This window comes from Aquibium oceanicum (genome assembly GCF_001889605.1).
GTDB lineage: Bacteria > Pseudomonadota > Alphaproteobacteria > Rhizobiales > Rhizobiaceae > Aquibium > Aquibium oceanicum.
Window position 1 is genome coordinate 4,415,212 of record NZ_CP018171.1, and the last position, 21,068, is coordinate 4,436,279.

Genomic DNA, 21,068 nt, shown 5'->3' on the forward strand with positions numbered 1-21,068 from the left:
ACCTTCGAAGGGCCGGGTAGAGACAATGGCGCTTGCCGAAGACACATCCAAGCTCACCGACCGCTACCAGACCACGGTGCCGAGCAGCGTGCGCAGGCAGTTGAAGCTCGCGAAGGGCGACCAGATCCGCTACCGCACCGACGAGACCGGCCGGGTGTACATCGAAGCGGTGCGGGACGAGGCCGACCCGGCGCTCGGGGCTTTTCTCGACTTCATCGAGACCGACATCAGGACCCATCCCGAGCGGCTGGAGGCTTTCGGCGGGACGCTTCGCGATCGGCTGCAGGCGCTCGTCGGTGACATCGATGTCGATCTCGACGAGCCGCTCTCCGCGGACGACGATTGAAGAAGCCCGCACCAGCGCGCCAGCCGCCGCTCAGCGTCAACGGATGGTCGATCTATGCGCATCCCTTGTTCCTGGGGCAGCTTCAGGACTTGGTCGAGGAGGTCGAGGCATACAAGGCGCGGGACCCCGCGAATTATCGGAGCAAGAACTGTACGAAGCGACTGGCGGCGATAACCCGGCTTGTCACAAGCGACATACCCGTCGACCCGGCAGCCGCGCAGTTCCGGCAGGGCGGCACGCTGGGCAGTGCCCGCAAGCACTGGTTCAGGGCGAAATTTTTCCAGCAGTACCGGCTCTTCTTCCGGTTCGACAGCGCGAGCAGGATCATCGTGGTCGCATGGGTGAACGACGACCGCACCCTGCGCGCATACGGCAGCAGGAATGACGCCTACGCAACATTCAGGAACATGCTCGACAACGGCAATCCGCCCGACGATTTCAAAGAGCTGTTGGCGGCAGCGAAGGGCTCGGCGTCACGGTTTGCCGACACCATGAAGTCGTCGCTCGACGAGTAGATCGATCCGTGCGCCCTACCCGAGTTCGTCCTCGATATGGGCGCGGACGATCTCGTCGAAGCTTTGTTCCGCCGCGAAGCCCAGCGTGCGGGCACGATCCGCGGAGAAGCGTGTTGGCCAGTTCTTCACGATCGCCCAGATCGTCGCGTCCGGTTCCTCGCGGATGAGCCTTGCCGTATCCGGCCCGGCGATGCGGGCGAGTGCTTCGATCTGCTCGCCGACGGTGACGGCGACGCCGGGCATGGTGAGATTGCGGCGCGGGCCGACGCTCTCGCCATCGAGGCCGGCGGCATGGACGAGGAAGCCGACGGCCGCGCGCGGGCTGGCATGGGTGTGCAGCACGGAGCGCGGCACGGGCAGGATCGCCGGCTGGCCCGCGAGGGGCTCGCGGATGATGCCGGAAAAGAAGCTGGAGGCGGCCTTGTTGGGCTTGCCGGGACGCACACAGATGGTGGGCAGGCGGATGCCGATGCCGTCGAAGAAGCCGCGCCGGCTATAGTCGGTCAGAAGCGCCTCCGACATCAGCTTCTGCGTGCCGTAGGAGGTGAGCGGGATCGGGTGGAACTCGTCGGGGATCACGTCAGGGAACGGCGCGCCGAACACGGCGATGGAGGAGGTGAAGACGACGCGCGGCGCGATGCCGGCATGGCGGATCGCCTCGAACAGCGCGCGCGTGCCGTCGAGATTGACGCGGTAACCCTTTTCGAAATCGGCTTCGGCCTCGCCCGAGACCACGCCGGCGAGATGAAAGACGACGTCGGGCTTGAAACCGACCAGCCGCTCCGCGGCGCCGTCGTCGGCGAGGTCGCCGGTGAGGGTGGTGATCTTCGCGCCGGGGAGATCGGGGGCTTCGGGCGCGACGATGTCGTGCAGGACGAGTTCCGCGATCGGCTTGCCGTTCAGTTCGCCCGCCGCGACCAGACGCCCGGTCAGCTTGCGGCCGATCATGCCGGCCGCGCCGGTGATCAGGATGCGCATGGTTCAGTCCTCCCGCTTGCTGCGCCCGCGCAGCCAGAACACGCCGAAGAAGGCCGCGACGAAGAGCACTGCGATGAGGCCCGCCGCGACCGGCGAGGTTTCGCCGACAGCGAGCATGATCGTCGGCATGAAGAAGGCGACGAGCCCGAAGCCGCCGAGGATGATTGCCGCGGCAATTGCCGCATTGCGGGTCTTGGTATCCATCAGAGCGTCCAGCCGCCGTCGATCGGAATCGCGGTGCCGGTGGTGAAGGCGGATTCGTCCGACGCGAGGTAGAGCGCCAGCGCCGCGATCTCGGACGCTTTGCCGACGCGACCCATCGGCTGGCGCGAGACGAAGATCTCCATCGCCTTGTCCTTGCCGCCCACGGTCTTGCCCAGATCCTCGACGCGCGTCTCCCAGGACGGCGAATGTACGGTGCCGGGGCAGATCGCGTTGCAGCGGATGCCCTGGCGGACGAAATCGGCGGCGACGGACTTGGTCAGCCCGATGACGGCCGCCTTGGTGGCGCCGTAGACGTAGCGGTTCGGCGCGCCCTTGATCGAGGAGGCGCCCGAGGACATGTTGATGATCGAGCCGGAGCTGCCCTGTTCCTTCGCCCGCGCCAGCATGCCGGGAAGGAAGCCGCGGATCATGCGGTGCATGGATTTGACGTTGAGGTCGAAGGAGAAATCCCAGTCCTTCTCCTCGCAGTCGAGCACGGTCCCGTGATGGACAAAGCCGGCCACGTTGACCAGAATGTCGATGCCGCCGATTTTTTCCGCGTAGGCTTCCACCGCTTTGGTGGATCGCACGTCGAGCTTCGCCTTCTTCGCGCGCTTCAGATCCGCGAGTTTGTCGCGGTCGAGGTCCGACGCGTGCACCGTCGCGCCTTCAGCCACGAACGCTTCCGCGATCGCGCGCCCGATCCCCTGCCCCGCGGCCGTGACGACCGCGACCTTGCCCTTGAGCCTTCCGGCCATGATTTTCCCTCCCGTGATGCTCACATCGGTTCGTTCGGACCGTGGAGATGTTCGTAAATCGCCGCGGCCCGGAAGGCAAAGCCCATCCCGCTACGAGCCATGTCTTTGCTTGTCCTTCACGCCGTGATCAGCGCAGCGGCCGAATTCGGGTTCGACGGTCGCATGGCCGATCCCGTGGTGCTCGGACAGGCGGGACTTGATGGCGCCGATGGCGGCATGGCTGTCGGTCTCCTCAACCAGGCAGGCGTGCAGCGTCGCCATGTTGCGCGTCCCGTCGAGCGACCAGACGTGCATGTGGTGGATCTCGCGCACGCCCTCGACGTTGGCCTCGATGTCGCGGGCGATGCGGTCGCGGTCCATGCTTAGCGGCGTGCCTTCCAGGAGCACGTGGCCGGCGTCGCGGACCAGCCCCCAGGCGCTGCGGAAGAGCAGGAGCGCCACCAGCACCGACAGGATGGGGTCGATCGGGTACCAGCCGGTGGCGAGGATGACGCCGGCGGCCACGAGCGCGGCGACCGACCCGAGCAGGTCGCCGATCACGTGCAACAGCGCGCCGCGCATGTTGAGATCCTCGCGGCTGCCGCCGTGGAGCACCAGGAAGGCGCCGATGTTGATGGCCAGCCCCAGAAGCGCGATAACCAGCATTGGCCGACCGAGCACCGGGCTCGGATCGCTGAAGCGGTCCCAGGCCTCCCAGACGATCCAGGCGGCGATCGCGAAGATGGTCAGCCCGTTGGTGTAGGCCACCAGCGTCTTGAGGCGGTCGTAGCCGTAGGTGAGGCGGCTGGTGGCGCTGCGCTCGGCGAGATGGAAGGCGTACCACGCGAAGGCGAGCGACACGGAATCGGTGAGCATGTGGCCGGCATCCGCCAGCAACGCCAGAGATCCGGTGAGGATGCCGCCCACGGCCTCGGCGACCATGAAGCCGCCGGTCAGGACCGCGGCGATCAGCATGCGCGTCTTGTTCGCGCCGTGAGCGTGGCCGCGGCCATGGTGGTCGTGGCCGTGGTGATCGTGACTATGTGCCATGGTTCCTGCCTTTCGTCCGGCAGGTCTTACATCAGCGATCGCGCGTTATACTATTCCCGCGCCTGCGCGCGGATGTCTTCCAGACGGCGCTTCTGCCGGCCGTCCGGGTCGAAATTCCGCGGATCGAGCCACGCCTCGAATGCGGCGCGTAGTGCCGGCCATTCGCCGTCGATGATCGAGAACCAGGCGGTGTCGCGGTTTTCGCCCTTCACGATGATGTGCTGCCGGAACACGCCCTCGAAGGTGAAGCCGAACCGGAGGGCGGCGCGCTTGGAGGGCTCGTTGCGGTCGTTGCACTTCCATTCGTAGCGGCGGTAGCCGAGATCGTCGAAGACGTGGCGGGCGAAGAGGAAGAAGGCCTCGGTCGCAAGCCGGGACCGCTGCATGCGCGGGCCCCAGTGGATGTTGCCGATCTCGATGACCCCGTGCGCCGGATCGATGCGCATCAGCGTCTGGCGCCCGACGGCCTCGCCACTCGCCTTGTCGATCACGGCGAAGAACAACGGATCCTCGCTCGACTCGACCTTCGCGAGCCAGACCTGAAAATCTGCCCGGTCGGGCGGCGTGGTCTCGAACAGCCAGCGGAAACGATCGTCCGCGTTTCCCTCGGTCGCTGCCCTGAACAGGTCGTCGCCGTGCCTATCGGCCGACAGCGGCTCGAGGCGGACATAGCGGCCGTCTATCGGCGCGCGGGCCGGCCGGGCACGCGGGGTCCACCTGGAGAGGTCGGTCATGTCGATGTCTCCTTGAAGACGGAAGCATAGCAGCATATGCTTCCACATCGCGTGCGGCCAGATCGCGCGAGCCTGCTGAGCCAGAGGAAACGGCACCGGTGGCCATCACCATCCGCAACAAGGAAACGGAAGAGCTGATCCGCAGGATCGGCCGCCGCACCGGCGAAGGGCCGAGTGCCGTGATACGTCGGCTGGCGGAGAGGGAGGCCGTGCAGCAGCCCACCAGAGTTTCCGAAGAGGAAGTGCAGCGCCGACTGGCTTTCATGGCCGATCTGAGAAAGCGTTATCCGCCGCCGGACGATGGAACGACATGGGCCGACCTCGAAGAGGAAATGGATTCCATCTTCGGCGACGATCTGAAATAGCCGATGGAACTCGTGGCAGACACGTCCGCCTTCGTGGCGATCTACCGCAATGAAGAAGCCGCGGGACCTTGTGCGCAGGCTCTCGCGCGGGCGACTCGCATTTTCATTCCTGCCAGTTGCCGGGTCGAAGCGGCACTGCTTCGCCGGCCCGGCAATGACTTTTTCGAATGGTTTCGCAGGTTCACGAGCATTCCCGCCTACGGCAGCGCCGATCTTACCGAGGGCGTGATCGATGCCGCGACCACCGCAGCGCGTTTCTACGGCAAAGGCTCCGGCCACCCCGCCCGGCTGAATTTCGGCGATTGTCTCGTCTATGCCGTCGCCAAGCAACGCGACCTGCCGCTCCTGTTCGTCGGCGACGACTTCGTCCATACCGACATCACACCCGCCCTCTCACTGGAAACCTGATCATGCTCCATACCGTCGCCGCCTTCGACCGCATCGGCGAGGAAAACGCGTTCGCCGTGCTGGCGCGCGCGACGCTGCTCGCCGCCCAGGGCAAGGACGTCATCAACCTCGGCATCGGACAGCCCGACTTCCGTACGCCGGAGCACATCGTGGAAGCCGCGATCAAGGCACTGCGCGACGGCCATCATGGGTACACGCCCGCGACCGGCCTCCTGGCGACGCGCGAGGCGGTCGTGCGGCGCACGATGACGACCACCGGCATCGAGGTCTCGCCGGAGAACGTCGTCATCCTGCCGGGCGGCAAGCCGACCATGTATGCGACGATCGTGCTGTTCGGCGAGCCGGGCGCGGAGATCCTCTATCCCGACCCGGGCTTTCCGATCTATCGCTCGATGATCGAGTTCACGGGGGCTGCGCCGGTTCCCGTGCCGATCCGCGAGGAGAACGGCTTTGCCTTCTCGGCCGAGGAGACGCTGGCGCTGATCACGCCGAAAACGCGGCTCCTGATCGTCAACTCGCCGGCCAACCCGACCGGCGGCGTGACGCCGAAATCCGAGATCGACAAGCTCGTGGCCGGGCTGGAGAAGCACCCGCACGTGGCGGTGCTGTCGGACGAGATCTACGACGTCATGACCTATGACGGAGAGACGCATCATTCGCTCCTGAACTATCCCGAGATCCGCGACCGGCTGATCGTGCTCAACGGCTGGTCCAAGACCTGGGCGATGACCGGCTGGCGCATGGGCTGGTCGATCTGGCCGGACCAACTCTACGACAAGATCCGCAAGCTCGCGGTGAACTGCTGGTCCTGCGTCAACGCGCCCTCGCAATATGCCGGCATCGCGGCAATAGACGGCCCGCAGGACGAGGTGGAGAAGATGATGCGCGCCTTCGACCGGCGCAGGAAGATCGTCGTGGAGGGTCTGAACAGCCTGCCCGGCGTCTCGTGCATCACGCCGAAGGGCGCCTTCTACGCCTTCCCGAACATCAAGGACACCGGCTGGAAGGCGAAGCCGCTCGCTTCCGCGCTTCTGGAGGACAAGAGCGTGGCGCTGATCGGCGGCCCCGATTTCGGCATCCTCGGCGAGGGCTACCTGCGGCTGTCCTATGCCAATTCCGAGGAGAGCATCCTGAGGGCGATCGACCGGATGGACGATTTCCTCCGTTCGGGCGCGACTCAGAAGTCGTAGATGAAGTAGATCGCCGCGCAGGTGGCGACGCCGATGGCGACGTTCATCGGGATGCCGATCTTGAGAAAATCCGAGAAGCGGTAGTTGCCCGCGCCGTAGACCAGCGTGTTGGTCTGGTAGCCGATCGGCGTGGCGAAGCTGGCGCTCGCGCCGATCATGACGGCGATGAGGAAGGGCCTGGGATCCACGCCCATCTGGGTGGCGAGCCCGATGGCGATCGGCGCGATCAGCACCGCCACCGCGTTGTTGGTCACGAGTTCGGTCAGGACCGACGAGATGACGTAGATCGCCACCAGGGTGGCGAGCGGCGGCAGCGTGGAAAGATAGGGTGTGATCGCATTTACCACGAGGGTGACGCCGCCGGAGCGTTCGAGCCCCGCCCCTATGATCAGCATGGAGAAGATCAGGACCAGGATCGGCCCGTCGATCGAACTCCAGGCCTCGTCGCTGTCGATGCAGCGCAGCACCAGAATGCCGGCGACGGCCAGCATGGCCAGGATGCCGATGTCCATGACGTTGAAAGCGGCGAGCAGCACGACGGCCGCGAGCGCGAAGAGCGCGATCGGCGCCTTGCCGCGCCGATAGGGCCGACCGCTCGGCCGCGACACAGAGACGAGGTCGGCGTCTTCGGTGAGCGCGTCGAAATTGTCCGGCGGGCCTTCGAGAAGCAGCTTGTCGGCCGGCCGCAGCTTGACGCTTTCGAGGTCCGTCCCGGGGATGTGCCGGTGGCGGTGGGCACCGAGCACGCGCACGCCGTAGCGGCGGCCGAGCGAGAGGTCGACGATGCGTTCGCCCGCCGTGGATCGGTGCGGGGCAACGACCGCCTCGACGGCGATGGTCTCGCCGGAGCGCTCCTGACCCCGGCGCATGCCGATGCGCAGGCCCGCCTTCTCGTTGAGGGTGAGGATTTCGGAGGTGGTGCCGACGAAGATGAGCGAATCGCCCTTCTTCATGACGCGGTCGTCGATGCCGTCGCGAATGATGTCGGCGCCGCTCCGCAGGCCGAGGATGCGCAGGCCCGAGCGCTTGAATTCGGAGAGCTGTCCGATCTTCTGCTGCGTGTAGCGGCCGTCGCTGCGCACCGTGGCTTCGGACAGGAACTCCGTTTCGGCGTTCAGCGCCGCGTCGCTCTCACCCCGCCGGTCGGGAAGCAGGAAGCGGCCGAGAACGACCATCACCAGCGTCCCGGTCAGCGCGGCGATAATGCCGATGGGCGTGATCTCGAAGATCGAGAAGGCTTCCAGTCCCGACGCGCGGGCGACGCCGTCGACGAGGATGTTGGTCGAGGTGCCGATGAGCGTGCACGTGCCGCCGAGGATCGCCGCGTAGGAAATCGGGATCAGGATGCGCGTGGCGGCGATGTCGAGCGAGCGTGCCAGCCGGAACGCGATCGGGATCAGGATGAGCACGACCGGCGTGTTGTTCATGAAGGCGGATGCCACGACAGCGCCTGACAGCAGCGCCATGACCGCGAAAGCGGGACGGCGCGTGGCGCGCTGGATGAGGGCGTCGGCAAGGCTTTCGAGGACGCCGGTGCGCACCAGCGCTCCCGACAGGACGAACATGGCCGCAATGGTGATCGGCGCCGGATTGGAGAAGGCGTCCATGGCCTGCTCGGGCGTGGTGAGACCGAGAAGCAGGAACACCGCGGCCCCGGCCGCTGCCGTTACCTCGGGCGGATAGCGCTCGAGGATGAAAGCGGCGAGCAGCCCAGCGAGGAGAGCGAGCGCGATATAGGGCTCGTATCCGGCGATGAGGGAGTACATGCGAGTCAATCTCCGGCCCGATGGCGAGGGCAGGCTAGGGAATGGTTTCGACGCACCGACGTTCCTCCCGATCCCTCACGCCGGCATGCCCCTCTAGAAGAACGCACGACGCTGGCTTTGTCGAAGAAAATCGTTCTTCGAGGATGGCGGAACGGAGCCGGCTGTTCTCAGCCGCGCCCCACGAACGGCATGGCGGAGGCCATCACGGTCATGAAGAGCACGTTGGCTTCGAGCGGCAGGCTCGCCATGTGCAGCACAGCGTCGGCGACGTGGCGCACGTCCATGGTGGCTTCCACGGCGATCTCGCCGTTCGCCTGCGGAACGCCTTTGGTCATCGGAGCGGCCATCTCGGTGAGCGCGTTGCCGATGTCGATCTGGCCGCAGGCGATGTCGAACGGCCGCCCGTCCAGCGCAAGTGTCTTGGTCAGCCCGGTGATGGCATGCTTGGTGGTGGTGTAGGGCACCGACCCCGGTCGCGGCGCATGGGCCGAGATCGACCCGTTGTTGATGATGCGCCCGCCCTGGGGCGACTGGCGTCGCATGTGGCGGAAAGCGGCGCGCGCGCACAGGAAGGAGCCGGTCAAATTGGCGTTGACGACGTCCAGCCAGACCTCGACCGGAATCTCGTCGATGGGCATGCCCTTGGCGCCCATGCCGGCATTGTTGAACAGGAGATCGATGCGGCCGAACTCGGCGGCGGCCTTGTCGAAGAGGGCATCGACCTGGTCGGGCTTGGAGACGTCGCAGGCGATGGCAAGGGCCTTGCCTGCGCCCTGCCCGGCGGCGGCCACCGCTTCTTCCAGGATGTTCAGCCTGCGTCCAGTGAAGACGGTGTTCCAGCCCTTTTCCACGAGCGCTGTCGCCGCGGCCTTGCCGATGCCGCTCCCGGCCCCGGTAACGATCGCCACCTTGCTGGTATCCATCAGTCCCTCCTCTGGCTCGGGGAGCACATTGCAGAGGGGCGGGTGAAGCGCAAGCGTGGGCGGCGTCGAAACAGGAAGGGCGGCCATTCGCGGCCGCCCCTGATCAGGACCTTGCTTGGGAGGAGGAGTAGCAGATCCGACTGCGATGAATCATGCGCCGGCATGGTTAACGAAAGGTTAAGGCGTGGCGCAACGGCGATTTCCTGCAGTGTCACCCGGGAAACGGCGACCCCATCGCAGCCTGGAACAGGACCGCGGCGACGAAGACCGCATAGGCTACCGAAAACAGCCGCACCGCGAGCAGACCCGGTTTCGGAGCAAGCAGCGTAGCGAGGAGCCCGAAGGCGGGGATGAAATGCATCGCATGGGTGGCGAAGAAGTGCGCGACGCGCAGATCGCCGCCGTTGGTTGCCCAGCCGAGCAATGGCACGCCGCGCGCGTCGGTCGCCTCGCGGCCGACCAGGTGCCCCTCGCCCGAAGCCAGATATCCGGCGGTGGCGATGGTCAGGAAAAAGGTGAGCGTCAGTCCGATCGAAACGCTGTTTCGGAAGGCCGGGGGAAGCATGGCATCCCCATCCCGCGCGATCAGCCGTCCATAGACCAGCGTCGCCGAGGTGAGCCCGACGGCGAAGACGCCCATCAGCGGATAGACGAGTTCGAGCAGTCCTCCCTCGCGGTTGAAATGCGAGGGCGCACCGACCGCCGCGGCGCCCATCAGCCACACCATCTCGAAGAAGATCATGAGGACGACGAAGGCGGAATAGACGCGGTACCATCGCTGGCCGGTCGTGCCTTTCGGGAGATATCCGGCGAACCAGGCCAGCGTCAGAAGGTAGAGGGCAAGCGACGCCTCGAACTTGAGCGGCTTGGTCCAGGCGTTCGTCTCGGCAAGGGTCCGCACATCCAGGAGACCAGCCATCGCGGTCGGAACGGCTAGAGCGACGAGAAGGAACGCCGCGGCGGTGAAGCGTGGTTCGCGCCGCCAGAATTCTCGCGCGATGTCGGGAGAGATCGATGCGCGGGGTGGAGACATCACAAGCGTGTTCATGGTCCTGCTCCGGTGCGGGAAGGGAAATTGACGATCAGGCGGCCGAGGCGGCCGACGCCATGCCTGAGCGGGCCTGGCGGATGGCAACGAAGGCGAGGAACCCCGCCGGTCCGAACAGGAAGGTCGCCGCCAGGCACGGGACGACCATCCAGAAGGGCACGTTCGCGTCCCGCGCGCTCCGCACGATCCAGCCGCCGACGAAGAGATCGAAGGCGAGGTAGTGCAGCCAGCCGGCGAGAAGCATTTCGGGGGTTTGGAATAGCGCCGCGACATTGGCGAGACTGTCGAAGCCGCCCTCGGCCGAGGTCCAGAACGCCAGCACGAGCCCGGAATAGACCGCCGCGAAAAGCAGAGGGATGCCGTAGGCCGCGACCGCGTCGGCGAGGCGGGGAACGAAGGGGCTGGCGAGGAGGAACACCCAGCCGACGAGAGCCAGGCCGTTGGCGTACTGGAAGATGGCGTCGGGGCTCATGCTCGGTTTCCTCGCGATCCGGCGAACTTTACAGCGTCAAGATTAACGCCGAACTTTTCATTGTCAAGATGCGTTCTGCAAGCGTAAGGGTCGGGGCGTGGACGAGCCAGAGCTCACGGCATTCGCGAGCACGGTTTCTGGGAGAGCACGGATTGGCTGGAGCGGAAGAACAGAAGACCAGCTACCATCACGGCGACCTGCCGCAGGCGCTGCTGAAGGCGGCGGAAGCTGAACTTCGGGAGAAGGGCGTCGAGGGGTTCACGCTTCGCGGCTGCGCCAAGCGCGCCGGCGTGTCGCATGCCGCGCCCGCGCACCATTTCGGCGATGCGAACGGTCTGCTGACCGCGCTTGCCGCGATCGGCTTCGAACGGTTCCTGTCGATGCAGAAGGCGCGGCAGGCAAAGGCGCCGGCCGAGCCGCGCGCGCAACTCGCCGCCTCGGGACTCGGCTATATCGATTTCGCACTCGAGAACCCGGAGCTCTTCAGGCTGGTGTTCTCGTCAACTCGCACCGACTTCGAGGACGCCCGCCTCGATCAGGCGGCGCGCGCCGGGTTCGATCACCTGGTGGCGGACATCTTCAAGCTTCGGGGGCTGGATCCGCACGCCGACCAACAAGCGATGCACGACGTCATGGCCGTATGGGCGACGACGCACGGCCTGGCCGACCTCCTGCTGTCGGATCGTATGAAGCCGCTGCTGGCGCTGCCGACCAAGGAGCGGGAGAGCGCGCTCGCCGAGATCATCCTGCGCGCGGTTCCGGATCATCGCTCTGGAACCGACTGAGCGGAAGATACTACCCGGAGGCGCCTGTTACCAGGGCGACTTCGGCGGGGTGGCCGGCGCGGCGGTACCGGCGGGTTCCTTGGCCGAGGAAACGGTTGCCTCGATGTGGTCGACGAGCGCGTCGGGCAGTTGGAGACGGCCGGCGAGCATGTCAAGATAGCCGCGCTCGGCGCGTGTCTCGGGCTCGATCGCCAGGCGCGAGGCGGTGTAGAGTTCCACGCGCTGCGCTTCGGTGGTGGCGGACGCGACCAGGGCGTCGAGATCGACCGGGCGCTCGAGCTCCCGGACCAGGAAGCCACCTTCCTCCTCGCCCATACCGGAGAGCTTGAGACGGTCGCCGATGCGACCGCGCTCCTCGGCGTCGATGTGACCGTCGGCGCGGGCGGCCGAGATCATGGCGCGCACGAGGGTCAGCGCAAACTCGTCCTCGCCCTGCGGCGCTTCGGCGGGATCGAAGCCAGTGTTGGCGGGAGGCGCAAGAAGCTCCGGCTTTTCCGCGGCCGTCGTCGCGGGCTCCGCGCCGCCCTTGTAGTCCTGGTAGGCCTTGTAGGCGAGGCCGGCAACGGCCGCCAGACCACCCATCTTGAGGACCGAACCGGTAACCTGGCGTCCGGCGCCGGTGCCGAGCAGGACGGCGGCAATGGCGCCGGCCGCGAGCGGGTTGTCCTTGGCGAGTTGAGTCGCCTGCCCCGCCTTGTCGCGCACGGTGCCTCCGACGCCCGGCACCTGTGAACCGAGCAGATCGTTGAGCAGCTTCTTGGGATCGAACATGGTGCCTCCGCGGGGTGATGGTCCCGGACAGATAGGCGGCGGCCGACCGCGGTTCAACGGTTTGCGGGAGCGGGCGGACCGGAGAACGGCGCGGGAACCGGAAGACCGTGCTTGCGAAACAGCTGCGCCACGCCGTCGTCGATGCCGCGGCAGCCGCAATGGCGGGCGTGCTCGGCGTGCCAGGCGATGCGATGCAACTCCGTCGGGTTCTTGGGCATCCTGTGGTCCCGATGCCAAGCGCGATTGATCTTCGACATTGATTTCTCCGCAGGCTCCCGGCTCGATGACCACAAGCTATCAGCGGCGGCCGCGCACGGCTTGATCCGGATCAACGGGCCCCTGCCCGATGTGGGGCGCCTCGCCGCGTTCGCGGGCGAGCGTCACCTGGCGGTGTCGCTCGGCATAGCGGGCGCGGTCCTCGTCGCTGCGGCGGTCGTGGCAATGCGGGCACGAGACGCCTTCCTCGAACAACAGCGAAGCCTTCTCGGCCGGCGTGAGAGGATGGCGACAGGCACGGCAGAGCTCCGCCTCGCCCAACGCGAGACCGTGCACGACCGACACCCGCTCGTCGAAAACGAAGCACTCGCCCCGCCAGCGGCTTTGCGCCGCCGGCACCTCTTCCAGATAGCGAAGGATGCCGCCCTTGAGATGATGCACGTCGGAAAACCCGAGCGACTTCATGTAGGACGTCGCCTTCTCGCAGCGGATGCCGCCGGTGCAGAACATCGCGATCCTGCGGCCCTCAAGCGACGAGCGGTTGCGTTCGATCCATTCGGGGAACTCGCGGAAGCTCGCGGTACCGGGATCGACGGCCCCGGCGAAGCTGCCGATCGCCGTCTCGTAGGCGTTGCGCGTGTCGATGACGACTGTGTCGGGGTCCTCGATCAGGCGGTTCCAGTCGCCGGGATCGACATAGGCGCCGACATCCTCCAGCGGATCGACGCCGTCGACACCCATGGTGACGATCTCGCGCTTCAGCCGCACCTTCAGCCTGTGGAACGGCATCTCGTCCGCCCGGCTGAACTTCACCTCGGCATCGCCGATGCCGGCTTCCTCGCCGAGCCATGACAGGAGTTCGTCGATCGCCGCGTCGCGGCCGGCCACCGTGCCGTTGATGCCTTCGCGAGCAAGCAGGAGCGTTCCCCTGATGCCGCGGGCGGCGCAGAACGAATTGAGCGGCTGGCGCAACGCGGCCGGATCGCCCAACCGGCAGAAACGGTAGAGCGCGGCGACCTTGAAACCGGCTGCAGGCGTGGACAGATCGGACATGGCGCATCGCCTAGATCGTTGGGCTTGTTGGCGCAAGCGAAGAAATGTCCAGGGATTCTGACCACGCCCGCCCCACATATAGGAAATTATTCCTCGATAACAATCGTTGAGGGCGCCAGAGCATGTTCGAACAGGAAACCATCGCAAGCATCGCCAGGGCGGCAGAGGACGCGGGGCTCGAACCCGCGGCGCTGCTGGCCGTCGCGGAAGTCGAGAGCGCCGGCAAGGCGTTCGCCACGATGGGCGGCAAGCGCGAGCCCCTGATTCGCTTCGAGGGCCACTATTTCGACCGGCGCCTCACCGGCGCCAGACAGGCACAGGCTCGTGCCGCCGGGCTCGCCTCCCCCAAGGCCGGCGGCGTGGCGAACCCGCGCACGCAGTCCGGCCGCTGGGCGCTGCTCGAACGCGCCTGCGACATCGACCGGAAGGCCGCTCTGGAATCGGTCTCTTGGGGCCTCGGCCAGGTGATGGGCGCGCACTGGCTCTGGCTCGGCTATGCGAACGTCGAGGCGCTGGTCGAGGAAGCGCGTAGCGGCGTGGCGGGACAGGCAAGACTGATGGTCCGCTACATCGAAAGGGCCGGGCTGCGTACGTCGCTCGAGCGGCGCGACTGGGCGGCTTTCGCGAAGGGATACAACGGCCCGGCCTACAAGAAGTACGGATACGACACCAAGATCGCCGCCGCCTATGAACGGCACCGCAAGGCCGGCGGGAAAGCCGGGAAAGACTCTTCCGGCAAGGAGAAGGCGCCGGACGACCGTCCTGTTCTCAAGACCGGCGCGCGTGGCGCCGCGGTGACCGAGCTCCAGATGCTGTTGTGCGCCGCTGGACAGGACTGTGACATCGACGGCGTCTTCGGGCCGGCGACAGCGGCGGCCGTCCGCCGCTTCCAGCAGGAGACCGGCCTCTCGCCCGACGGCTTCGCAGGTCCGAAGACGTTGACAGCGCTGCGCCGGGGCAAATCGGCGGACGATGAGCAAACCGCTTTCTGGCTGCGGCTTCGGGATTTCATGGCGCGGCTCTTCGGCGCCGCCTGATTTCCGCCGGGGCCGGTCTTCTGGTTGCCGGGGCGATGGGTTATAGGATGCGATCACAGGAAACGCGGAAGGACACGACGTCGCCATGCCCCAGAAAGCCGACAAGCTCCTTCCCATCATGACCGGCCAGCCGGTGATCCCGGTGCTGAAGATCGCGCGCGTAGCCGATGCAGCGCCGCTGGCGCGGGCGCTTGCGAGGGGCGGAATGCCGGCCGTGGAGATCACCTTGCGCACCCGCGAAGCCCTCGATGCGATCCGCATCGCGGCGGCCGAGGTGCCGGAGGCGATCGTGGGCGCCGGCACCATCCTAACGCCACGCCAGTACGACCAGGCGACTGCCGCCGGCGCCCGTTTCGTCGTCAGCCCCGGCACCACGCAGGAACTGCTGGACGCGGCACGCGGCAGCGACGTGCCGCTTCTGCCAGCCGCGATCACGCCGAGCGAGATCATGGCCGCCATAGAAGAGGGATATTCGCTCCTAAAGTTCTTCCCGGCCGAGCAGGCGGGAGGCTTGCCGTTTCTCAAAGCGCTCGCTTCGCCGCTTGCCGGTGTCCGCTTCTGCCCCACGGGCGGGATCACAGCGGCCAACGCGGGCGACTATCTGCGGCTGCCGAACGTGATCTGCGTCGGCGGCTCCTGGGTCGCGCCGGACGAACTGGTCAATGCCGGAAACTGGGACGCGATCGAGGATCTGGCGCGTCAGGCCGTCGCAGCCGCGCGCGGCTGAGCAGGATCGGCGGAACCGGGGGAAGAGCCCCGTCCGGCTGGACGAGGGACGTGACGATCAGTTCGCGTCGAAGGTGGCCACCGACAGGAAAGTGACCGCATTGCCGGAGAAGCGTGCCGGATCCGGCTCCTTCATGACCGGCACGAAGCCGCTCGTGTAGACCTGCCGCGGCGAGGTCCGGATCGCATGGTGCGCCAGCGACGGTTCCTTGGCCGAAGCGATGGCCCGCGTCAGCCGGCCTGAGCGCTCGAGCGCCCAGCGCGCCTGGACTTCCTCGACGGGAATGACCACCGGTTTGCGGTCGGCCTTCAGGTCCTGCGGGCCGGGCTTGGCCGACTTGCCGGTGGTCTTCACCTCCGAGGCGATCGCCTGCAGGGGATCGACGTTGCCGTTGCTGGCGAGCAGCACCGCGCGCTGCGAAGGAGCGGTGCTCTGGCCGGCGACGCGCGAACCCTTGCCGGGCTTCTGCCCGACCGTCCCAACGGCGTCGGACCGGACCCGGTCGCGTGCCTCGGGGCGAGGGACGGGCATGCCTGCGATCATCTCCTCGAAAGGTCCGCCCGACGGACGAAGCTGCGGCACCGGCGCGAAGGCCGCCAGCGTTATGGCGTCGTTCTCGGGTACGGTCTTCTCGGCGATGGGATCGGCGGGCCTGCGGGACGGCGTGGCCGACTGCGTGTCGGCGAGCGATGCCACGACGGAACTGCGGATCTGCCCGGCCGCATCCGCAACCGGCGTCTCCGGCGCGGGCGCGGGCTCGGCGAGCTTTGCCGCCGCCAGTTCCGGGACCTCGGCTGCCGCGGCGAGTTCCGCGGCGGGTCTCGCAGTCGGAGTGGGGACGGCCATCGCAACGACGACCTCTTCCTCGGTGGGCTGCTCGGCGGGGACGGCCAGGGGAGCCGGCGCGTCCGGCGCGGCGGCAACGAGAGCCGCGCTTTCGGGAACCGCGCGTGATGCGAAGACCGGCAGCGGAATGCTGCGGATCGGCAGCGACGCAATGATCTGTTCCGGCGTCGGCTCGGCCTTCTGGGGCTCGGGCGCCGCGGCGGGCGCGAAGGTTGCCGCGACGGCTACGCCGGGCAGTTCCTGCTTCTCGGGCGCATTGCGGGCCACGGCGGCAGCCGGGACGTTGCGGCCGGTGGCCCGCGCGATGGTTTCGAAGGATGTGCTGGATTCTTCTTCCTCGTCGGCGCCGCCACCAAACAGGGCCGCCAGGAAGCCGCGTCCGGAGCCGGAGCGCGAGGACCCGGCGTCGTCGTTCGCAACCTGGATGGTCGCGCCGCTGCGTCCGCGCGCCTTATATGACGCCAGCGCCTGATTGTATCCGGGCAAGGGCTTGCCATCGGAGGGAACGTGCAGCGTGCCGCCGTTCGGGAAGACCGCGACCAGTTCCTTGCGGCTCATGCGGGGCCAGTGGCGGACGCTGCCGACGTCGAAATGGACGAAAGGCGAGCCCGAGGTCGGATAGTATCCGACGCCGCCCGCGCCGATCTTCAGGCCGGTGGCGCGCAGCGTGCTGAGCTTCACGCCGGGAATGTAGAAGTCCATGGCCTTGCCCAGCGTGTGCTGGCTGTTCTTGGCAACGCCCTTGCTGCGGCTGCGCAGCATCGAATTGGTCGCCGGAGAGCGATAGGCCGACACGACATGGATGTAGTCACGGGCGCCGACGGTCTTGTAGGCCTCCCAGACGATGTCCAGGAGCTTCGGATCCATCTTGGTCGGTTCGTTGCGGCGCCAGTCGCGCAGGAAGCGGTTGACCTCATTGAGACCGGACTGGATGTAGCGTCCGTTCTTCTTGTAGGTGATCTCCGCCTTCTCCTTGGTATGGATGAAGTAGAGCTTCAGCGTGCGGGTCTCGGCCTGCGCGTGGGTGGCCGTTGCCGTCAGCACCGCTGTTGCGAGAAGCACTCCCGCCGCCCGAACGAGCGGAGAAAGTGCGCGCGAACGCCACCATGCGATGGAGAAGTACCGTGTATCCAAAATGATCGGCCTTGCTGGCTTCTTTTCGTCCCCGGTAGTCCGACGACGCTACCTACGTCTGCGGACTATCATCCCTAATGGTTAATCCGAGCTTATTGAAGTCGAAATACGGTGAGACGATGGCGGGAACTTGCCCGAAACCGATCCACTTTTCGCTTGGTAAATGAAAGATTTCACAGACGCAATTTCGGAGTGGATGGGTCCGGCATCCATGAACCGAAAAATCAGGTGGTGACCTTGTCGCCGCGTCCGGTTTCCGGCTCGATGCCGTATTCCTTGAGCTTGCGGTAGAGCGTGGAGCGGCCGATGCCGAGCCGCCGGGCGACTTCGCTCATCTGGCCGTCATAGTGGGCGATGGCGAACTGGATCATCTCCAGTTCGACATCGGCGAGCGAGCGCACGTTGCCCTTCTCGTCCAGCGCATCGAGAACGCCGTCGCTTTCGCGCGCGGCATAGATGCCCGGCGTCGGCAGCTGCAGCCGGCCGGTCCGTCCCTCGCCGGCGGAGCCGGGCAGCGCCGCGGGCTCGATCTCCAGATCGCTTTCGGCGCCGGTATCGACCGTGCCGACCTGGGCACAGATCTGCGGAAACTCCTCGGGCGTGAGGATGGAGCCCTCGCACAGAACGACGGCGCGGAAGATGGCATTCTCCAGCTGGCGGATGTTGCCCGGCCAGTCGTAGGCCTTCAGGATCGCCAGCGCCTCGCCGGAGATGCCATGGACCCGCCCACCCGTCTCGGCGGCGCCGATCGAGCCGATGAAGTGGCGGATAAGGCCGGCGATGTCCTCGCGCCGGTCGCGCAGCGGCGGCACGAAGACCGGAAACACGTTCAGCCGGTAGAACAGGTCCTCGCGGAAGAGGCCGTCCTTTACGCGCTGGAGGAGATCGCGGTGCGTGGCCGATATCAGCCGGATGTCGACCTTGACCGGCGTGCGCCCGCCGACCGGATCCACCTCGCCCTCCTGGACGGCGCGCAGGAGCTTGACCTGGACGTCGAGCGGCAGGTCGCCGATCTCGTCGAGGAACAGGGTGCCGTGATTGGCCTCGACGAACTTGCCCTGATGCTTCTCGGTGGCGCCGGTGAAGGAGCCCTTCTCGTGGCCGAACAGGATGCTTTCGACGAGATTGTCGGGGATGGCGCCGCAATTGACGGTGACGAAAGGCTTCGTCTTGCGGTTGCCAGACCCCTGGATGGCGCGGGCGATGACCTCCTTGCCGACGCCCGATTCGCCCTCGACGAGGATCGGGATGTTGGACGAGGCCGCCTTCTGGGCGAGCCGGATCACGCGCTCCATGGCGGGGCTGGTGGTGGCGAGGTCGCCGATCGTGAGCGTCTTCTGCTTGTCCGGCCGGGCGCGGCGGCTCGCGGCATCGTGCGTCTCGACCTTGATCGCCTTGGCGATGGAGGCCTGGAGGCGTTCGGGCGAAACCGGCTTGACGACGAAGTCGAACGCCCCGGCGCGCATGGCCGCCACGACCGTGTCGATGCCGGCCTGCGCGGTCTGCACGATGACCGGCGTGTTGATGCCGCGCTTGCGCATGGCGTCCAGGACGGCGAGGCCGTCCGTGCCGGGCATGACGAGATCGAGCACGACGACCGCGAAGCCGTCCTGCGCGGCGGCAATCTTGTCCAGCGCGGCCTCGCCGCCATCGGCGGACACGGCCTCGTGGCCGGCGCGCGTCACGGCTGCTTCGAGAAGCCGACGCTGCACCGGATCGTCATCGACGATGAGGACTGGACCCGACATTTAACCTTCGCACAGGTGATATAGTGGTCGAAATTGCTGTCTGGATCATCATGGCACGGGGGTCTAAATAGGGCCTCAAGAAAGCCGGTGAACAAACTCTTTCAGCACCGCGAGCCGGCCGCGGCATCCAGGCGGGCAAGGACCGAGCGATGAAGTTTCCGATCGAATCCATTCGTGCGGGCGCGACCCTGGCCCCTCCCGGCGCGTCGGCCACCGCCGCTGCGGCCTCGAACCTGGGCGACCTCCCCGAGTGGAACCTGGGCGACCTCTATGCCGGGATGGACGCGCCCGAATTGCAGCGCGACATCGCCCGCGCGCAGTCGGACGCGGTCGCCTTCGAGACCGAATGGAAGGGCAGGATCGCCGAGGCGACGAAGGAGCCGAAGACCGGCGGCCTGGGCGCGATGATGCATGCCTACGAGGCGCTGGAGGAACTGATCGGGCGGATCGTCTCCTATGCCAGCCTCGTCTATGCCGGCGACACCGGTGACCCGAAGCGGGCAAAGCTCTACGGCGACATCCAGGAGAAGATGACGGACGCCAGCGCGCATCTCCTTTTCTTTTCGCTGGAACTGAACAAGGTGGAGGAGGCCGACATCGCCGCCGCGCTGGACGCCGATCCGGCGTTTGGCCGCTACCGGCCCTGGGTCGAGGACCTGCGCAAGGACAAGCCCTACCAGCTCGAGGACCGTGTCGAGCAGCTGTTCCACGAGAAATCGATCACCGGGCGCGGCGCGTGGAATCGCCTGTTCGACGAGACCATGTCGGCCTTGCCCTTCTCCGTTGAGGGGGAGGAACTGTCGCTCGAACCGACGCTGAACCTCCTGCAGGATCCCGACGGCGAAAAGCGCCGCCGCGCCTCCGAGGCGCTGGCGCGGACGTTCAAGGACAATCTGCGCATCTTCACGCTGATCACCAACACGCTGGCCAAGGACAAGGAAATCTCAGACCGCTGGCGCGGGTTCGACGACATCGCCGATTCCCGGCATCTCGCCAACCGGGTCGAGCGGCCGGTGGTCGACGCGCTCGCGGCGGCGGTGAAGGACGCCTATCCCAGGCTGTCGCACCGCTACTATGCGATGAAGGCGCGCTGGCTCGGCATGGAGCGGATGAACCACTGGGACCGCAACGCGCCGCTCCCCGAGACCCCGCAGGCGATCATCGGCTGGGACGAGGCGCGCGAGACGGTGCTGTCGGCCTATCGCGGCTTCGCGCCGGAGATGGCCGAGATCGCCGGACGCTTCTTCGACCGGGACTGGATCGATGCACCGGTGCGTTCCGGCAAGGCGCCCGGCGCCTTCGCCCATCCGACCGTTCCCTCGGTGCATCCCTATGTGCTCTTGAACTACATGGGCAAGCCGCGCGACGTGATGACGCTGGCGCACGAACTGGGGCACGGCGTTCACCAGGTGCTGGCTTCGCAACAGGGTCCGCTGATGGCCTCGACGCCGCTGACGCTCGCCGAGACGGCTTCCGTCTTCGGCGAGATGCTCACCTTCCGCTCGCTGATCGAACGGACGCGCGACCGCCGCGAGCGCAAGGCGATGCTCGCCCAGAAGGTCGAGGACATGATCAACACCGTGGTGCGCCAGATCGCCTTCTACGAGTTCGAGCGCAAGGTGCACGCGCAGCGCCGCATGGGCGAACTCACCTCCGACCAGCTTGGAGAGTTCTGGCTGGAGGTGCAGGCCGAGAGCCTTGGCCCCGCCATCCGCCTTCGCGATGGCTACGAGGTGTTCTGGGCCTACATCCCGCACTTCATCCATTCGCCATTCTACGTCTACGCCTACGCTTTCGGGGACTGCCTGGTGAACTCGCTCTACGCGGTCTACCAGAACGCGGAGAAAGGCTTCCAGGAGAAGTACTTCGACATGCTGCGGGCAGGCGGCACGAAGCACCATTCGGAGCTCCTGGTCCCCTTCGGCCTGGACGCCTCCGACCCCGGCTTCTGGGCGAAGGGTCTCTCGGTGATCGAGGGGCTGATCGACGAGCTGGAGGGGATGGAGGGGTGATGC

The 21,068-nt window shown here is 66.7% G+C and carries 23 protein-coding genes; 9 read left to right on the plus strand and 14 right to left on the minus strand.

Annotation, left to right across the window (positions count from 1 at the left end; genetic code table 11):
- Nucleotides 1-25 precede the first annotated feature (25 nt).
- Together BSQ44_RS21575 and BSQ44_RS21580 are read left to right on the plus strand one after the other, a co-directional pair.
- A complete protein-coding gene (locus BSQ44_RS21575; protein ID WP_072607143.1) occupies nucleotides 26-346 on the plus strand; it encodes a type II toxin-antitoxin system PrlF family antitoxin in 321 nt (106 codons plus the stop codon).
- Nucleotides 343-861 (plus strand): type II toxin-antitoxin system YhaV family toxin, encoded by a 519-nt coding sequence (locus BSQ44_RS21580; RefSeq protein ID WP_072607144.1) that lies wholly within the window; start codon nucleotides 343-345, stop codon nucleotides 859-861. Before BSQ44_RS21575 ends, BSQ44_RS21580 begins: the two co-directional genes overlap by 4 nt.
- A gap of 15 nt (nucleotides 862-876) precedes the next feature.
- On the opposite strand, the gene denD is transcribed toward BSQ44_RS21580, so the two are convergent.
- The 5 genes from denD to BSQ44_RS21605 form a co-directional block, all read right to left on the minus strand.
- Nucleotides 877-1,839: a D-erythronate dehydrogenase gene (denD, locus tag BSQ44_RS21585; protein ID WP_072607145.1), complete on the minus strand. Its 963-nt coding sequence runs from the start codon at nucleotides 1,837-1,839 to the stop codon at nucleotides 877-879.
- 3 nt (nucleotides 1,840-1,842) lie between these two features.
- On the minus strand, nucleotides 1,843-2,043 hold the full coding sequence (locus BSQ44_RS21590) for a hypothetical protein (RefSeq protein ID WP_072607146.1): 201 nt from the start codon (nucleotides 2,041-2,043) through the stop codon (nucleotides 1,843-1,845).
- Nucleotides 2,043-2,801, minus strand: a complete 759-nt coding sequence (locus BSQ44_RS21595) for an SDR family oxidoreductase (protein WP_072607147.1) — start codon at nucleotides 2,799-2,801, stop codon at nucleotides 2,043-2,045. Before BSQ44_RS21595 ends, BSQ44_RS21590 begins: the two co-directional genes overlap by 1 nt.
- A 90-nt stretch (nucleotides 2,802-2,891) precedes the next feature.
- Nucleotides 2,892-3,830 (minus strand): cation diffusion facilitator family transporter, encoded by a 939-nt coding sequence (locus tag BSQ44_RS21600; protein ID WP_072607148.1) that lies wholly within the window; start codon nucleotides 3,828-3,830, stop codon nucleotides 2,892-2,894.
- Between the two features lie 50 nt (nucleotides 3,831-3,880).
- On the minus strand, nucleotides 3,881-4,564 hold the full coding sequence (locus tag BSQ44_RS21605; RefSeq protein WP_072607149.1) for a GNAT family N-acetyltransferase: 684 nt from the start codon (nucleotides 4,562-4,564) through the stop codon (nucleotides 3,881-3,883).
- 98 nt (nucleotides 4,565-4,662) lie between these two features.
- Between BSQ44_RS21605 and BSQ44_RS21610 the strand changes: the two genes are divergently transcribed.
- From BSQ44_RS21610 to BSQ44_RS21620, 3 genes are read left to right on the plus strand one after another with little or no spacing between them, the layout of a single operon-like run.
- A complete protein-coding gene (locus tag BSQ44_RS21610) occupies nucleotides 4,663-4,929 on the plus strand; it encodes a type II toxin-antitoxin system VapB family antitoxin (protein ID WP_072607150.1) in 267 nt (88 codons plus the stop codon).
- Between the two features lie 33 nt (nucleotides 4,930-4,962).
- Complete coding sequence (locus BSQ44_RS21615) at nucleotides 4,963-5,337, plus strand: type II toxin-antitoxin system VapC family toxin (protein WP_235633282.1); 375 nt, start codon at nucleotides 4,963-4,965, stop codon at nucleotides 5,335-5,337.
- 2 nt (nucleotides 5,338-5,339) lie between these two features.
- Nucleotides 5,340-6,527: a pyridoxal phosphate-dependent aminotransferase gene (locus BSQ44_RS21620; protein ID WP_072607152.1), complete on the plus strand. Its 1,188-nt coding sequence runs from the start codon at nucleotides 5,340-5,342 to the stop codon at nucleotides 6,525-6,527.
- Here BSQ44_RS21620 and BSQ44_RS21625 read toward each other — a convergent pair.
- The 4 genes from BSQ44_RS21625 to BSQ44_RS21640 all read right to left on the minus strand — a co-directional run bounded on the left by BSQ44_RS21625 (nucleotide 6,515) and on the right by BSQ44_RS21640 (nucleotide 10,736).
- A complete protein-coding gene (locus BSQ44_RS21625; RefSeq protein WP_072607153.1) occupies nucleotides 6,515-8,293 on the minus strand; it encodes an SLC13 family permease in 1,779 nt (592 codons plus the stop codon). The genes BSQ44_RS21620 and BSQ44_RS21625 overlap by 13 nt on opposite strands.
- Before the next feature lie 167 nt (nucleotides 8,294-8,460).
- Nucleotides 8,461-9,216 (minus strand): SDR family oxidoreductase, encoded by a 756-nt coding sequence (locus BSQ44_RS21630; RefSeq protein WP_072607154.1) that lies wholly within the window; start codon nucleotides 9,214-9,216, stop codon nucleotides 8,461-8,463.
- Nucleotides 9,217-9,427: 211 nt separating this feature from the next.
- Nucleotides 9,428-10,264, minus strand: a complete 837-nt coding sequence (locus BSQ44_RS21635) for a hypothetical protein (protein ID WP_072607155.1) — start codon at nucleotides 10,262-10,264, stop codon at nucleotides 9,428-9,430.
- A gap of 34 nt (nucleotides 10,265-10,298) precedes the next feature.
- Nucleotides 10,299-10,736 carry an ABA4-like family protein gene (locus BSQ44_RS21640; RefSeq protein WP_072607156.1) on the minus strand — a complete coding sequence of 146 codons (438 nt, stop codon included), beginning with the start codon at nucleotides 10,734-10,736 and terminating at the stop codon, nucleotides 10,299-10,301.
- 152 nt (nucleotides 10,737-10,888) lie between these two features.
- On the opposite strand from BSQ44_RS21640, the gene BSQ44_RS21645 reads away from it, so the two are divergent.
- Nucleotides 10,889-11,521, plus strand: a complete 633-nt coding sequence (locus BSQ44_RS21645; RefSeq protein ID WP_210187896.1) for a TetR/AcrR family transcriptional regulator — start codon at nucleotides 10,889-10,891, stop codon at nucleotides 11,519-11,521.
- A gap of 27 nt (nucleotides 11,522-11,548) precedes the next feature.
- Here BSQ44_RS21645 and BSQ44_RS21650 read toward each other — a convergent pair whose 3' ends face one another.
- Genes BSQ44_RS21650 through trhO form a run of 3 tightly spaced genes read right to left on the minus strand, consistent with a single transcriptional unit; the run spans nucleotide 11,549 to nucleotide 13,561 of the window.
- Entirely contained in the window at nucleotides 11,549-12,292 is a 744-nt protein-coding gene (locus BSQ44_RS21650; RefSeq protein ID WP_072607157.1) for a tellurite resistance TerB family protein, read from the minus strand.
- A 53-nt stretch (nucleotides 12,293-12,345) separates the two neighbouring features.
- Nucleotides 12,346-12,549 (minus strand): hypothetical protein, encoded by a 204-nt coding sequence (locus BSQ44_RS21655; RefSeq protein ID WP_072607158.1) that lies wholly within the window; start codon nucleotides 12,547-12,549, stop codon nucleotides 12,346-12,348.
- 40 nt (nucleotides 12,550-12,589) lie between these two features.
- On the minus strand, nucleotides 12,590-13,561 hold the full coding sequence (trhO, locus tag BSQ44_RS21660; protein ID WP_072607159.1) for an oxygen-dependent tRNA uridine(34) hydroxylase TrhO: 972 nt from the start codon (nucleotides 13,559-13,561) through the stop codon (nucleotides 12,590-12,592).
- A gap of 122 nt (nucleotides 13,562-13,683) precedes the next feature.
- On the opposite strand from trhO, the gene BSQ44_RS21665 reads away from it, so the two are divergent.
- Nucleotides 13,684-14,598, plus strand: a complete 915-nt coding sequence (locus BSQ44_RS21665; protein WP_072607160.1) for an N-acetylmuramidase domain-containing protein — start codon at nucleotides 13,684-13,686, stop codon at nucleotides 14,596-14,598.
- 85 nt (nucleotides 14,599-14,683) lie between these two features.
- Nucleotides 14,684-15,325, plus strand: a complete 642-nt coding sequence (locus BSQ44_RS21670) for a 2-dehydro-3-deoxy-phosphogluconate aldolase (protein ID WP_072607161.1) — start codon at nucleotides 14,684-14,686, stop codon at nucleotides 15,323-15,325.
- A gap of 57 nt (nucleotides 15,326-15,382) precedes the next feature.
- Here BSQ44_RS21670 and BSQ44_RS21675 read toward each other — a convergent pair whose 3' ends face one another.
- Together BSQ44_RS21675 and BSQ44_RS21680 are read right to left on the minus strand one after the other, a co-directional pair.
- Complete coding sequence (locus BSQ44_RS21675) at nucleotides 15,383-17,233, minus strand: peptidoglycan L,D-endopeptidase MepK (RefSeq protein WP_072607162.1); 1,851 nt, start codon at nucleotides 17,231-17,233, stop codon at nucleotides 15,383-15,385.
- A gap of 296 nt (nucleotides 17,234-17,529) precedes the next feature.
- On the minus strand, nucleotides 17,530-19,053 hold the full coding sequence (locus BSQ44_RS21680) for a sigma-54-dependent transcriptional regulator (protein WP_072607163.1): 1,524 nt from the start codon (nucleotides 19,051-19,053) through the stop codon (nucleotides 17,530-17,532).
- A gap of 149 nt (nucleotides 19,054-19,202) precedes the next feature.
- On the opposite strand from BSQ44_RS21680, the gene BSQ44_RS21685 reads away from it, so the two are divergent.
- Nucleotides 19,203-21,065, plus strand: coding sequence for a M3 family oligoendopeptidase (locus tag BSQ44_RS21685; protein ID WP_072607164.1), 1,863 nt, complete (start codon nucleotides 19,203-19,205; stop codon nucleotides 21,063-21,065).
- Nucleotides 21,066-21,068 lie beyond the last annotated feature (3 nt).